Origin of the sequence: Ensifer sp. LBL (assembly GCF_050435225.1) — a bacterium.
GTDB lineage: Bacteria > Pseudomonadota > Alphaproteobacteria > Rhizobiales > Rhizobiaceae > Ensifer.
This window is the reverse complement of the sequence record NZ_JBNDJY010000006.1, coordinates 325,553-339,853: the sequence shown is the minus strand read 5'-3', so window position 1 is coordinate 339,853 and position 14,301 is coordinate 325,553. Positions and strand designations below refer to the sequence as shown.

The window sequence follows — 14,301 nt, the reverse complement described above, 5'->3', positions numbered from 1 at the left end:
CGGGCGCTGACGCGACAGAGGTGAGCAATGGCCACAAGGGCCAGCCGGCACACACGAAACGCGGCCGGAAACAGGGGGCCGCGTGATCGCAGCCCCCGCATGATCCTTACATGTGGATCGGCTTGAAGAACGTCGAAAGTGCCGCTTCCTTGACCGCTTCCGACATGGTCGGATGCGCATGGCAGGTGCGGCCGAGGTCTTCCGACGAACCGCCGAATTCCATCAGCACGGCAATCTCGTGGATCATCTCGCCGGCGCCGAAGCCGACGATATGGCCGCCGAGTACCTTGTCTGTTTCCTTGTCGGCCAGGATCTTCACGAAACCGTCTGTCACCTGCATCGCCCGCGCGCGGCCGTTGGCCGTGAACGGGAACTTGCCGACCTTGTAGGCAACGCCCGCGGCCTTCAGCTCTTCCTCGGTCTTGCCGACGGAGGCGACTTCCGGCTGGGTGTAGACGACACCAGGGATGACGTCATAGTTCACGTGACCGGCCTGGCCAGCGAGGATCTCGGCAACCGCCACACCTTCGTCTTCCGCCTTGTGGGCGAGCATCGGGCCGCGCACGACGTCGCCGATCGCGTAGACGCCGGCGACGCTCGTCTGGAAGTGATTGTCGATCTCGACGCGGCCGCGCTGGTCCATGACGACGCCCGCTTCCGCAAGGCCAAGACCGTCGGTGTAGGGCTTGCGGCCGGTGGCGATCAGCACGACGTCGGCATCGAGCGTCACGGCGTCACCGCCCTTGACCGGCTCGAAGGTCACCTTGGCGCCCTTGCCGTCCTTGACGACGCCGGTCACCTTGGCGCCGAGCTTGAAGTCCATGCCCTGCTTGGCCAGCATGCGCTGGAACTGCTTGGAGACTTCGCCGTCCATGCCGCCGAGGATCGAATCGAGATACTCGACAACGGTGACCTTGGCGCCGAGACGGGCCCAGACCGAGCCGAGCTCGAGACCGATGACACCGCCGCCGACGACGATCATGTTGGCCGGAACCTTTTCGAGCGCGATGCCGCCGGTGGACGAGATGATGACCTTCTCGTCGATGTCGACCTTGACGCCCGGAATGCCGGCAACGTCGGAGCCGGTGGCGATCACGATGTTCTTGGTTTCGAGGATCTGTTCCTCGCCCTTGTCGTTGGTGACGGAGACTTTGCCCTGGCCGAGCACCTTGCCGGTGCCCTGGATGCCGTCGATCTTGTTCTTCTTGAACAGGAACGAGACGCCGTCGACATTGGCCTTAACGGTCGCGTCCTTGTGCGCCATCATCTTTTCGAGGTTCAGCTTCGGTGCTGCGACTTCGACACCAAGCGTATCGACGCCGTGAGCGACCTGATGGAACACCTCGGAAGCATGCAGCAGCGCCTTCGACGGGATGCAGCCGATGTTGAGGCAGGTGCCGCCATAGGTGGCGCGCTTCTCGACGACGCCAACCTTCAGGCCGAGCTGAGCCGCCTTGATGGCGCAGACATAGCCGCCGGGGCCACTGCCGATAACGATGAGATCATAAGCCATTAGAATATCCTTCCTTCAGGACGGTTACCGTCCGCCGCTGACATTGAGAATTGCCCCCGTCACATAAGTCGCCTTATCCGACAGGAGGTAGAGAACCGCGTCAGCGACTTCCTCGGCCGTGCCGGGTCGCTGAACGGGAATGGTGGAGGCGAGATCACGCGCCCGGTCCGGCAGACCGCCAGAGGCATGGATCTCGGTATCGATGATGCCGGGGCGGATCGCGTTGACGCGGATGCCCTCGGTCGCGACCTCGCGTGCGAGGCCGATGGTAAGCGTGTCGATCGCGCCCTTTGAGGCGGCATAGTCGACATATTGTCCTGGCGAGCCGAGCGTGGCGGCAACCGAGGAGATGTTGACGATGACGCCGCCGTTGTGCCCGTAACGTGTCGACATCCGCCGGACGGCTTCCGCCGCGCAGCGGATGGAACCGGTGACGTTGATGCGGAACATGCGTTCGAGCCGCTCGGGCGACATTTCGTCGACCCGTTCGGTCGGGCCGACAATGCCGGCATTGTTGACGAGACCGTCCAGGCGACCGAAGGCGGCATCGACAGCCGCAAAGATCGCCTGGATATCCGCCTCGGAGCCGACATCGCCCTGAACCGCGATCGCCGTGCCGCCGGCTTGCTCGATCGCGCCGACGACCGCATCGGCCGCATCGCGGTTCGACGCATAGTTGACGGCGACCCGCCAGCCGGCTTTTGCGGCGCCAAGGCAGATCGCCGCGCCGATGCCGCGGCTGCCGCCGGTCACGAGGAGAACAGGGCCAGCGCTCATGCGGCGCATCCCTTGAAGGTGAAGGCATCCCAGCTGTCGGCCTCGGCCTTGCCCTTGCCCCAGGCGGTCGACGCGCGAAGCGACGGCCCGAAATCGGGAAGCAGCAGTTGCTCGGCCGCCGTCTCGGTCTCCTGCGGGATCTCGCTGATCGCGCCGGCCTTGTCGAGCGCGTAGACGACACCCTGCCACACCGTGCAGGCACGCAGCTCCTCGCCGGTCGCATCCCCTTCCGGGCAATTGTGCATGATCAGCCCGGTCGCGCGTTCCGGCTCGCCCGCCGGCATCACAACGCCGTCGAGTAGCAGGCCGGGCTTCAGCACCGCCACCTTGAAGTGGTTGCTGGTCGCCGCACTCGCCGATCCGACCGGCTCGAAGCGCAGTTCATAGCCACCGTCGCGGTCGCCGTAGATCGCGTGCGACTGCTTGCAGTCGGCGGCGATCGCCGGCGCAACAAAGACAAGGGCGAACAGGGCTGAAAGGAGACGACCGGAGCGCATGATCAGACAGCCTTCTCCGTCGCAAGCTTGAGGCCGAGCGCGATGAACACCACGCCGCTGGCGCGGTCGATCCACTTGCTGGCGCGAGTGAAGGCGGCGCGCATGCGCGGCGTCGTCATGAACATGCTGACGCCGACGAACCACGCGATCAGGCAGGTCGCCATGACAAGGCCGTAACCGAACTTGATCATCATCGGCGTATGGGCGTGAACGACCGTCGAGAAGATCGACAGGAAGAAGAACACCGGCTTGGGGTTGAGCGCGTTGGCGGCAAAGCCGAGGCCAAAGGCCTTGGCCGCCGACTGGCCCTTGGCCGACCCGCTACCTTCCGTGTGGTCGACCCTGATCTCCGTCTGGCCGGCGCGCAGCGCCTTGATGCCGATATAGATCAGGTAAGCGACGCCGCACCATTTGACGATGTTGAACAGATAGATCGACTGCGAAATGATCAGCCCGAGGCCGAGGATCGTGTAGGTCACATGGAACATCAGCGACGTGCCGATGCCGAAGGACGTGATGATCGCCGGGCGGCGGCCATGCACGATCGATTGGCGCATGACCATGGCGAGATCGGCGCCGGGGGAGACGATGGCGAAGGCGAAGATCGCCATCAGCGATGCGAGTTCGAAGAAATACTGGCTCATGGGTTTGCGACCGGTGCGTTGAAGGCCCAGACGTGGCCGAAGGGATCCTTTATGCGCGCGTAGCGTGCGTGCCAGAAGGTATCCTGCGGCTCCAGAACTGTCGATGCCCCGGCGGCCATCGCCTTGTCGTAGGCTGCGTCGACATCGGCAGGCTTTGCCAGGTTGATGCTGATCGCAACGCCGGTACCGCCGATCGTGTTGGGCGACAGCACGCTGCCGCCGAATTCGGGGAATTCGTCGTGCAGCATCACCTCGCCGCCGTAGATCGCCAGATTGGCGTGCATGACGCGTTTGCCGTCCTCGGCCATCGCGTGGAAGGTATTCACCGCACCGAGCGCCTTATCGTAAAAGGCGATGGCGGCAAGCCCGTCCTTGACGCAGATATGCGCCTGGATCGGCGGAACGTCGGGTCCGAATGCCATGCCAGTCTCCTCTTGCCTTGTCGCCGGGATGCTATGCCATGAGCCTGACGACCATCAGCACAAGCGCGATGATCGATACGAACCAGACGAGGGTACGCAGGACCGGAACGCCGGCCATGTAGAGAGCGGTGTAAACCACCCGCGCCAGAAGCCAGGTCGCCGCGCCGATGGCGCCAAGACCGCCGGTCTTGCCGGTCACCGCCAGCGCAAGGACGAGAGCGACGAAGGCCGGATAGGTCTCCAGCATGTTGTGAAGCGAGCGCAGCAGACGACCGGACACCACGCTCTTGGGCGCCCGTTGCTCGTCGCGCGGGCCGAGCAGGTATCTGATCGTGAAATCGCCGGACAGATCGAGCGACAGCGCCTGCACCAGGATATGCGCGATCAGGAATACCACGCTCCAGCCAAGCACCCAGATTTCAGTCGACGCTGCAGCGGCTTCCATCATCCCTCGCAATCGCAGGAGCGGTTCGGATCGGCATCATCGGCCCCGAGGGCCACTCTCCCCGGCCAGGCCGCAGAGACGGTTCTCGCCGTGCGTGATCGCGGACGGCGAAGGGCGGGGGCATGAAGGACGCCCCCGCCGTATCCGGATATTAGAGATCGAGAACCAGACGTTCCGGATCTTCCAGGCTTTCCTTGACGCGGACGAGGAAGGTCACGGCTTCCTTGCCGTCGACGATGCGGTGATCGTAGGAGAGCGCGAGGTACATCATCGGACGGATGACGACCTGGCCGCCGATGGCGACCGGACGCTCCTGGATCTTGTGCATGCCGAGGATGCCCGACTGCGGTGCGTTGAGGATCGGCGAGGACATCAGTGAGCCGTAGACGCCACCGTTGGAGATGGTGAAGGTGCCGCCCTGCATGTCGGCCATCGACAGCGCGCCGTCACGGGCAGCCTTGCCGAGACGGCCGATGTCCTTTTCGACCTCGGCGATCGACATCTGGTCGGCATCGCGAACGATCGGAACGACAAGACCCTTGTCCGTGCCGACGGCGACGCCGATGTGGCAGTAGTTCTTGTAGATGATGTCGGTGCCGTCGATCTCGGCGTTGACGGCCGGGATTTCCTTCAGCGCGTGGGTGACGGCCTTGGTGAAGAAGCCCATGAAGCCGAGCTTCACGCCGTGCTTCTTTTCAAAGATGTCCTTGTACTTGTTGCGCAGCGACATGACCGCGCTCATGTCCACCTCGTTGTAGGTGGTGAGCATGGCAGCAGTGTTCTGCGCGTCCTTGAGGCGACGGGCGATCGTCTGGCGCAGGCGGGTCATCTTGACGCGCTCTTCGCGAACGACATCTTCCGCCGTCGAAGGTGCACGGGCCTGGACCTTGGCCGGCTCGGACGCGGCCGGGGTCGAGATGCCCTTGGCAACGGCAGCAAGCACGTCGCCCTTCAGCACCTGGCCACGCTTGCCGGAGCCGTCGACCTGGTCGGCCGAGAGATTGTTTTCGGCAAGCAGCTTGCCGGCCGACGGTGCCGGCGGCATCGACGAGGCGGCAGGTGCTGCAACAGCAGCCGGGGCAGCCGGAGCGGCGGCAGCCGGCTCGGCCTTCTTTTCAGCGGCAGCAGCCGGAGCCGCAGCGGCGCCGGCGGCACCTGCAGCGATCTGGCCCAGCAGCGCGCCGAGACCGACGGTCTCGCCGGCCTGCGCGACGATTTCCGACAGCGTGCCTGCGGCCGGCGCCGGAACCTCGATCGTCACCTTGTCTGTTTCGAGTTCGAGCAGGGGTTCATCGGCCTTGATGGCGTCGCCGACCTTCTTGAACCAGGTGCCGACGGTCGCTTCGCTGACGGATTCGCCAAGGGTGGGAACGCGGATTTCTGTTGCCATGATTTTTGTTCCGTTGATCAGATATCTGTTTCTATTGGCTCAGAGCGAGGGGAGCATCAGCCCCCCAGCGCGTCCTCGAGGAAGGCGGCAAGCTGCGCTTGGTGCTTCGACATCAGGCCCGTCGCCGGCGATGCGGCGGCCGGACGGCCGGTGTAGCGCACGCGCTGATACTTGGCGTCGATATGGGCGAGAACCCATTCCAGGTACGGGTCGATGAACGACCAGCCGCCCATGTTCTTCGGCTCTTCCTGGCACCAGACCATCTCCGCGTTGCGGAAGCGGCTGAGCTCGTTGATGAGCGCCTTGGCCGGGAACGGATAGAGCTGTTCGACGCGCAGCAGGTAGATGTCGTCGATGCCGCGCTTTTCGCGTTCTTCGAGCAGGTCGTAGTAGACCTTGCCCGAGCAGAGCACGACGCGACGGATCTTGGAGTCCTTCTGCAGCTTGATCGGGCCATCCTTGATCACCTCGGCGTCGTCCCACAGCAGGCGGTGGAACGAGCTCTCGCCGGCCATTTCCGACAGGCTGGAGACCGCACGCTTGTGACGCAGCAACGACTTCGGCGTCATCAGGATCAGCGGCTTGCGGAAGTCGCGCTTCACCTGGCGGCGCAGGATGTGGAAGTAGTTCGCCGGCGTCGTGACGTTGGCGACCTGCATGTTGTCTTCGGCGCAAAGCTGCAGGAAGCGCTCGAGGCGGGCCGACGAGTGCTCCGGACCCTGGCCCTCATAGCCGTGCGGCAGCAGGCAGACGAGACCCGACATGCGCAGCCACTTGCGTTCACCCGACGAGATGAACTGGTCGAAGACGACCTGCGCACCGTTGGCGAAGTCGCCGAACTGGGCTTCCCAGAGGGTCAGCGCGTTCGGACGAGCGAGCGAGTAGCCGTATTCGAAGCCGAGAACCGCCTCTTCCGAAAGCATCGAGTTGATGACTTCGTAACGCGCCTGGGTCGGCGACAGGTTGGCGAGCGGGATGTAGCGCTCTTCGGACTGCTGATCGTAGAGAACCGAGTGGCGCTGCGAGAAGGTACCGCGTTCGCAGTCCTGGCCCGACAGGCGGATCTTGGTGCCCTCGACGCAGAGCGTGCCGAATGCGAGCGCTTCAGCCATGGCCCAGTCGACACCTTCGCCGGTCTGGATCATGTTGGCGCGGTTTTCCATGAAGCGCTGGATCGTGCGGTGCGCGTTGAAGCCTGCCGGGATCTCGGAGATCTTGCGGCCGACTTCCTTCAGCTGCTTCATCGGTACCGAGGTCTTGCCGCGGCGCTGTTCGTCCTGGTTGTCGGCCGAGCGCAGACCAGACCAGGCACCATCGAGCCAGTCGGCCTTGTTCGGCTTGTAGGACTGGCCGGCCTCGAACTCCTGCTCGAGGTGGGCGCGCCAGTCGGCCTTCATCTTTTCGACTTCGCCTTCGGAGATCAGGCCTTCGGCGATCAGTCGGTCCGAATAGAGCTGGACGACGGTCTTGTGGCCGCGGATGACCTTGTACATCTTCGGCTGCGTGAACGCCGGCTCGTCGCCTTCGTTGTGGCCGAAGCGGCGGTAGCAGAACATGTCGATGACGACAGGCTTGTGGAACTTCATCCGGAATTCGGTGGCGATCTTGGCCGCGTAGACGACCGCTTCCGGATCGTCGCCGTTGACGTGGAAGATCGGCGCTTCGATCATCTTGGCAACGTCGGACGGATAGGGCGACGAGCGCGAGAAGGCCGGATTGGTGGTGAAGCCGATCTGGTTGTTGATGATGAAGTGGACCGTGCCGGCAACGCGGTGGCCGCGCAGACCGGAAAGGCCGAGGATTTCGGCAATGACGCCCTGGCCGGCGAAGGCCGCGTCACCGTGCAGCAGCAGCGGCATGACCTTGGAGCGTTCGCGCAGCGGAATGATGTCGCCTTCGAACACGGTCGCCATCTGGTCCTGCTTGGCGCGGGCCTTGCCCATGACCACTGGGTTGACGATTTCCAGGTGCGACGGGTTCGCCGTCAGCGACAGGTGAACCTTGTTGCCGTCGAATTCGCGGTCCGAGGACGCACCGAGGTGGTACTTCACGTCGCCCGAACCTTCGACGTCGTCAGGTGCGTAGGAGCCGCCCTTGAACTCGTGGAAGATGGCGCGGTGGGGCTTTGCCATGACCTGGGAAAGCACGTTCAGGCGGCCGCGGTGGGCCATGCCGAGAACGATTTCCTTGAGGCCTTCCTGGCCGCCGCGCTTGATGATCTGCTCGAGCGCCGGGATGAGCGATTCGCCGCCGTCGAGACCAAAGCGCTTGGTGCCCTTGTACTTGACGTCGATGAACTGCTCGAAGCCTTCCGACTCGATCAGCTTCTGCAGGATCGCCTTCTTGCCCTCGGGGGTGAAGTCGACGCCCTTGTCCGGACCTTCGATGCGCTCCTGGATCCAGCCCTTCTCTTCCGGGTTGGACATGTGCATGAACTCGACGCCGATCGTCGAGCAGTAGGTGCGCTCGAGAATTTCGACCATCTCGCGAACGGTCGCGTATTCGAGGCCGAGCACGTTGTCGATGAAGATCTTGCGGTCGAGATCCTTGTCCTCGAAACCGTAGTTCGACGGCGACAGCTCGTTGTAGTCCTCAACCGCGGCAGCGAGGCCGAGCGGGTCAAGCTTGGCATGCAGGTGGCCGCGGGCGCGGTAGGCGCGGATCATCATGATGGCGCGGACGGAATCGCGCGTCGCCTGGTGGATGTCGGCGGCGCTGGCAACGGTACCGGTGGCGGCAGCCGTTTCCTCAACCTTCGCCTTGACCTTCTTCTCGATGACCTTTTCGACCGTGCCCCAGTCACCATCGAGCGCCGAGACCAGTTCGCCATTGGCCGGGATCGGCCAGTTGTTCTTTTTCCAGGAGGCGCCCTTGGCTGCCTTCACCACATCTTCCGGCCGGTCGGCGAGCGCCTTGAAGAAGGCCTGCCATTCGGCCGACACGGACGCCGGGTCCGCCTCGTAGCGTGCATGGAGCTGCTCGATATAGGCGGCGTTGGCGCCGTCCAGAAACGAAGTGAGCTGGAATTGCTCGTTGGCCTCTTGCCTTGTCATGGTCTCACGCGGACTGATCTGTCCGCCTCCTGACTGAAGTTGGGTTGCCGGGTATCCCGGTCGTTCATGTTCGTTCGGCGCGTCCGGGCGCCGGGCCTTTTTCCTACGATGCCGCGCATCCTCGAGGACGCGGCGGGTCACCGTGGCACTTCATTGCCGCGTATCCTGATCTTCAATCAGCCAAGGAAACACGCGGACTGCAGATTGACCGGGCCGGATCGCTCCGCCCCGGTCAGAGGTCTTGCGATCAGCCCTTGAGGACTTCGACGAGCGTCTTGCCGAGACGAGCCGGCGAAGGCGACACGCGGATGCCTGCCTGCTCCATCGCTGCAATCTTGGATTCCGCATCGCCCTTGCCGCCGGAAACGACAGCGCCGGCGTGACCCATGGTGCGGCCCTTCGGCGCGGTACGGCCCGCGATGAAGCCGGCCATCGGCTTCTTGCGGCCCTTCTTGGCTTCGTCGATGAGGAACTGTGCAGCATCCTCTTCGGCCGAGCCGCCGATTTCGCCGATCATGATGATCGAGGTCGTGGCTTCGTCGGCCAGGAACATCTCGAGCACGTCGATGAACTCGGTGCCCTTGACCGGGTCGCCGCCGATGCCGACAGCCGTCGTCTGGCCGAGGCCCTCGTTGGAGGTCTGGAACACGGCTTCATAGGTCAGTGTGCCGGAGCGCGAGACGATACCGACCGAACCCTTGCGGAAGATCGAGCCCGGCATGATGCCGATCTTGCATTCTTCCGGCGTCAGGATACCGGGGCAGTTCGGGCCGAGCAGGCGCGACTTGGAGCGGTCGAGGCGAGCCTTGACGCGCACCATGTCGGCGACCGGGATGCCTTCGGTGATGCAAGTGATGAACGGGATTTCCGCGTCGATCGCCTCGATGATCGCGTCCGCGGCGCCTGCCGGCGGAACGTAGATCACGGATGCGTCCGCACCGGTCTTCTCACGGCCTTCGGCAACCGAGGCGAAGATCGGCAGGGTTTCGCCCTTGGAACCGGTCCAGGTTTCGCCGCCCTTCTTCGGGTGGATACCGCCGACCATCTGCGTGCCGTAATAGGCAAGCGCCTGTTCGGTATGGAAGGTGCCGGTCTTGCCGGTCAGGCCCTGAACGAGGACCTTGGTGTTCTTGTTAACGAGAATCGACATGAGGTGGTCCTTCAGTTAGCCGTTGATCGCGGCGACGATCTTCTTGGCAGCATCGTCCAGATCGTCGGCGGCGGTGATCGCCAGGCCGGATTCGTTCAGGATCTTCTTGCCAAGCTCGACATTCGTGCCTTCGAGACGAACAACCAGCGGAACCTTGAGGCCGACTTCCTGCACGGCCGCAACGACGCCTTCAGCGATGACATCGCACTTCATGATGCCGCCGAAGATGTTGACGAGGATGCCCTCGACCTTCGGGTCGGCCGTGATGATCTTGAAGGCAGCCGCAACCTTCTCCTTGCCGGCGCCGCCGCCGACGTCGCAGAAGTTCGCCGGCTCCTTGCCGTAGAGCTTGATGATGTCCATCGTCGCCATGGCGAGGCCGGCGCCGTTGACCATGCAGCCGATGTTGCCGTCGAGCGCGACATAGGCGAGATCCCACTTCGAGGCCTCGATTTCCTTGGCGTCTTCTTCGGTTTCGTCGCGCAGCGCCTTGATGTCGTCGTGGCGGAACAGCGCGTTGCCGTCGAACGAAACCTTGGCGTCGAGAACGCGCATGCGGCCATTCTTCATGACGATCAGCGGGTTGATCTCGAGCAGGCTCATGTCCTTCTCGACAAAGGCCCTGTAAAGGATCGGGAAGAGCTTTTCGGCGTCAGCCTTGGCTTCGCCTTCGAGCTTCAGGGCCGCCGTGAGCTTGGCGAGATCAGCGGCGGTAACGCCGGCTTCCGGGTTGATCGCGACGTTGACGATCTTTTCCGGCGTGTCGTGCGCAACAGCCTCGATGTCCATGCCGCCTTCCGTCGAAACGACGAAGGCAACCTGGCCGACCGAGCGGTCGACGAGCAGCGACAGATAGAGTTCGCGTTCGATGTCGGCGCCGTCCTCGATGTAGAGGCGGTTCACCTGCTTGCCGGCCGGGCCGGTCTGGGCGGTGACGAGCGTGTTGCCGAGCATTTCCTTGGCATGAGCCTTGGCTTCGTCGATCGAGAAGGCAAGACGAACGCCGCCCTTGGCGTCGGCGGACAGTTCCTTGAACTTGCCCTTACCGCGGCCGCCGGCATGGATCTGGCTCTTGACCACGTAGAGCGGGCCCGGGAGCGACTTTGCAGCGGCTTCAGCTTCGTCAGCCGAGAAGATCGCGACACCTTCCGCGACCGGTGCGCCGTAGCTCTTCAGGAGAGCCTTGGCCTGGTATTCATGAATGTTCATGGTGTTTTTCCTGTCTGGAGCATTGTGCGGGCAGGTGGGGGCACCTACCCGCACCAATGCGGCAAAAACAAAGAGGCCGAGCGGCGACAGAGCGTCCGCTCAGCGGGACGCGATTACTGCTTCAGGCTCGGCGCAATGCCGATGCAGGCTTCGCAAAGACCGGCGACCGAAGCGACGGACTTGTCGAACGCTTCCTTCTCGGCCTTGTTGAGATCGATTTCGATGATGCGCTCGACGCCGCCGGCACCGATGACGGTCGGAACGCCGACATACATGTCCTTGACGCCATACTGTCCGGTCAGGTGCGCAGCGCAAGGCAGAACGCGCTTCTTGTCCTTGAGGTAGGCCTCAGCCATTTCGATCGCCGAAGCGGCCGGTGCGTAGTAGGCCGAACCGGTCTTGAGCAGACCGACGATTTCGGCGCCGCCGTCACGGGTGCGCTGGATGATTTCTTCCAGGCGCTCCTTGGTGACCCAGCCCATCTGCACGAGGTCGGTCAGCGGAATGCCGGCAACCGTCGAGTAACGGGCGAGCGGCACCATGGTGTCGCCGTGGCCGCCAAGAACGAAGGCGGTGACGTCCTGGACCGAAACGTTGAATTCCTGGGACAGGAACAGGCGGAAGCGCGAGCTGTCGAGAACGCCGGCCATGCCGACGACCTTGTTCTTCGGCAGGCCCGAGAACTTCTGCAGCGCCCACACCATGGCGTCGAGCGGGTTGGTGATGCAGATGACGAAGGCGTTCGGGGCATACTTCTTGATGCCGGCGCCGACCTGTTCCATGACCTTGAGGTTGATGCCGAGCAGGTCGTCGCGGCTCATGCCCGGCTTGCGGGCAACGCCGGCGGTGACGATGCAGACGTCGGCGCCTTCGATGGCGGAGTAGTCGCTGGCACCCGTCAGGTTCACGTCGAAGCCTTCGACCGGGGAGGACTGACCGATGTCGAGGCCCTTGCCCTGCGGAATGCCGTCGGCGATGTCGAAGAGGACGATGTCGCCCAGTTCCTTCAGGCCGGCGAGATGTGCCAGCGTACCACCAATCATCCCTGAACCGATAAGTGCGATCTTGTTGCGCGCCATGAAAGTGCTTCCTTTGTGATCCCAAATCTGATCGAGGCCTGGAACGCGGCAAACGCCAAACCTTCGCCGCAAGCCATTAAACGGCAAACGTTAAAATATCAATCGATACTTTTTGGCGAAGTAATTTCAATCGGTTAGATCATAAAATTCTTACGTAAACGTAAGAGTTTTCGCCACGATCACGTCACGAAACAGCAATATTGGCGGGGTGCGCGGCGGCATATTCCTCGCTTTGCATCTCGATCAGCCGCGAAACCGTACGGTCGAATTCGAAGCCTTCCGTGCCCTTCTTCTGGGTCAGCAGATCCTGCGGCTGCGCCGCGGCCGAGGCAAAGAGCCGGGCACCGTTGTCGTAGAGCGTGTCGACCAGGAGGATGAACCGCTTGGTCTCGTTGCGCATGTGCGGACCGAGATGCGGCACATGGTCGACGAAGATCGTCGAATAGCGCTCGAGGATCGCCAGATAGTCCGCAGCCCCAAGCGGTTGCTGGCAGAGGTCGGCGAAATTGAAGCGCGCACTCTTTCCGGACGCGGCCGGCACGGGGATCTTGCGCCCCTTGCGCGGCACCTCCGCCGGAGCGGCCGGTGCGTTGGCAGTCTCATGGGCCCAGGCCTTCGCCATCGCGGCATCGGCCTCGGGCCCGAGCGGCGAGAGCCACACCGGGCTGCCATCGGTCTTTGTCAGCCGGTAGTCGGTGTCCGTGTCCAGCGAGATGACCTCGGCATTCGCCTTCAGGAGATCGATGAAGGGCAGGAACAAGCCGCGGTTGAGGCCGTCGCGATAGAGATCGTCGGGCGCGACGTTCGAGGTCGCGACCAGCACGCAGCCCTTGGCGAAGAGTTCGCCGAACAGGCGGCCGAGGATCATCGCATCGGCGATATCGGTTACGGTGAACTCGTCGAAGCAGAGCAGCCGCGCTTCACCGAAGAGTTCCGAGGCGACCGGCGGGATCGGGTCGGCCTGCTTGGTCTCGCCGTTCTTCAGCTTCTGCCGGTGCTTGTAGATGCGCTCGTGCACATCGGCCATGAACTCGTGGAAATGCGCCCGGCGCTTGCGCTGGATCGGCACCGCGTCGAAGAACATGTCCATCAGCATGGTCTTGCCGCGCCCGACACCCCCGTGGATGTAGAGACCCTTGACCGGCGGATGGTCCTTCTTGCGCGAGGCAAACAGCCAGCCGAGCGCATTGGTCTTGCGCGACGGACGGCTGGCGAGCAGCTCGGCGGAGAGGTGATCGAACCGCCGGGCGATCGTAAACTGCGCGGGGTCACGCTTGCGCTCGCCGCTCGCGACGAGCGCTTCGAGCTTGCGGTAAATGCTGTCGTCAGGATTGAGCACGTCTCACCCGAGATGGGACGGAAAACAAAAGCCCGGCACGAGACCGGGCTGGAGAGGCATCAGCGGCTGAGGCTGACCGGCTGACCGCCATTGGTCGAGCCGTCGAAACGGGCGTCGGCCGTCTTGTAGAGGCGAGCGATGGCATTGCCGTTGCGATCCTTGAGGACCACCTGCTTGCCGGCCACTTCCCAGGAGCCCATGGTCGTCAGCTCGCCGGCGCAGCCGCGGGTGCCGCCGCGCGAACCGGAACCGAGATTGGTGAGCGTCAGGAACATGTCGCAGGAGCTGCCGGCGCTCGAAACACGCCAGTTGCCGACCATCGATTCCTTGGTGACGTCAAGTCCGCCGCCCGCCGCCGCAGCGACCTGCGTGCCGGGCTGCTGAACCGTACCGGGCATCGCCGTGCCGCTCGTCGGTGCAGCCGGGAATTGTGAGGTGTTTCCGGTCGGCGCCGGAAGCTGGTTCGACGAAACCGACGGAACCGGTGCTGCCTGGATGGGAGCGGGCGAGGCGTCCTGGGAGCTGAAACCGCCCATCGACGTCCGTTGGCATCCGGTCAGCGCAAGCACAACCGCCAGCCCCGCCGCCGCATGAATTACCCGCATATCCCTACTCCTGTTCGTGTCCGCGAACCATGATGCAACGCGATAATATAGGCCGAAATACAGCAAATCCACCTGACAAATCAAGGGACGACGATTCCTGGCGACCTGTTGCAGGATTGAAACGTCCGAACGGCCGGATCGCGCGGCCACGGCCTCGTCAGGTATCCTCACCTCCGAC

At 63.5% G+C, this 14,301-nt stretch carries 13 protein-coding genes; all 13 read right to left on the bottom strand.

Translation table 11 applies throughout. The annotated features are described in order from the left end of the window. Nucleotides 1-106: 106 nt before the first annotated feature. Nucleotides 107-1,513: a dihydrolipoyl dehydrogenase gene (gene lpdA / locus OKW20_RS24710; protein WP_429117171.1), complete on the bottom strand. Its 1,407-nt coding sequence runs from the start codon at nt 1,511-1,513 to the stop codon at nt 107-109. Between the two features lie 24 nt (nt 1,514-1,537). After that, nucleotides 1,538-2,290, bottom strand: a complete 753-nt coding sequence (locus tag OKW20_RS24705; protein ID WP_429176428.1) for an SDR family oxidoreductase — start codon at nt 2,288-2,290, stop codon at nt 1,538-1,540. Next, nucleotides 2,287-2,787: a hypothetical protein gene (locus OKW20_RS24700; protein WP_429176426.1), complete on the bottom strand. Its 501-nt coding sequence runs from the start codon at nt 2,785-2,787 to the stop codon at nt 2,287-2,289. Before OKW20_RS24700 ends, OKW20_RS24705 begins: the two co-directional genes overlap by 4 nt. A 2-nt stretch (nt 2,788-2,789) precedes the next feature. After that, on the bottom strand, nt 2,790-3,431 hold the full coding sequence (locus tag OKW20_RS24695; protein ID WP_429176423.1) for a LysE family translocator: 642 nt from the start codon (nt 3,429-3,431) through the stop codon (nt 2,790-2,792). Continuing rightward, nucleotides 3,428-3,853 carry a VOC family protein gene (locus tag OKW20_RS24690; RefSeq protein WP_429176421.1) on the bottom strand — a complete coding sequence of 142 codons (426 nt, stop codon included), beginning with the start codon at nt 3,851-3,853 and terminating at the stop codon, nt 3,428-3,430. The genes OKW20_RS24695 and OKW20_RS24690 overlap by 4 nt, the downstream gene beginning before the upstream one ends. A 31-nt stretch (nt 3,854-3,884) precedes the next feature. Beyond that, entirely contained in the window at nt 3,885-4,301 is a 417-nt protein-coding gene (locus tag OKW20_RS24685; protein WP_429176418.1) for an MAPEG family protein, read from the bottom strand. A gap of 148 nt (nt 4,302-4,449) precedes the next feature. Continuing rightward, complete coding sequence (odhB, locus tag OKW20_RS24680) at nt 4,450-5,688, bottom strand: 2-oxoglutarate dehydrogenase complex dihydrolipoyllysine-residue succinyltransferase (protein ID WP_043613954.1); 1,239 nt, start codon at nt 5,686-5,688, stop codon at nt 4,450-4,452. 56 nt (nt 5,689-5,744) lie between these two features. Next, nucleotides 5,745-8,741 carry a 2-oxoglutarate dehydrogenase E1 component gene (locus OKW20_RS24675; RefSeq protein ID WP_043613956.1) on the bottom strand — a complete coding sequence of 999 codons (2,997 nt, stop codon included), beginning with the start codon at nt 8,739-8,741 and terminating at the stop codon, nt 5,745-5,747. 247 nt (nt 8,742-8,988) lie between these two features. Then, nucleotides 8,989-9,891, bottom strand: coding sequence for a succinate--CoA ligase subunit alpha (gene sucD / locus OKW20_RS24670; protein WP_058321727.1), 903 nt, complete (start codon nt 9,889-9,891; stop codon nt 8,989-8,991). 15 nt (nt 9,892-9,906) lie between these two features. Next, on the bottom strand, nt 9,907-11,100 hold the full coding sequence (gene sucC / locus OKW20_RS24665) for an ADP-forming succinate--CoA ligase subunit beta (protein ID WP_429176414.1): 1,194 nt from the start codon (nt 11,098-11,100) through the stop codon (nt 9,907-9,909). A 113-nt stretch (nt 11,101-11,213) separates the two neighbouring features. Further along, nucleotides 11,214-12,179 carry a malate dehydrogenase gene (mdh, locus tag OKW20_RS24660; protein WP_034802565.1) on the bottom strand — a complete coding sequence of 322 codons (966 nt, stop codon included), beginning with the start codon at nt 12,177-12,179 and terminating at the stop codon, nt 11,214-11,216. 184 nt (nt 12,180-12,363) lie between these two features. Then, the gene (zapE, locus tag OKW20_RS24655) at nt 12,364-13,518 is read right to left on the bottom strand and encodes a cell division protein ZapE (protein WP_043613964.1); all 1,155 of its coding nucleotides are present in this window, start codon (nt 13,516-13,518) and stop codon (nt 12,364-12,366) included. A gap of 59 nt (nt 13,519-13,577) precedes the next feature. Further along, nucleotides 13,578-14,123: a protease inhibitor Inh/omp19 family protein gene (locus tag OKW20_RS24650; protein ID WP_043613967.1), complete on the bottom strand. Its 546-nt coding sequence runs from the start codon at nt 14,121-14,123 to the stop codon at nt 13,578-13,580. Nucleotides 14,124-14,301: the final 178 nt, after the last annotated feature.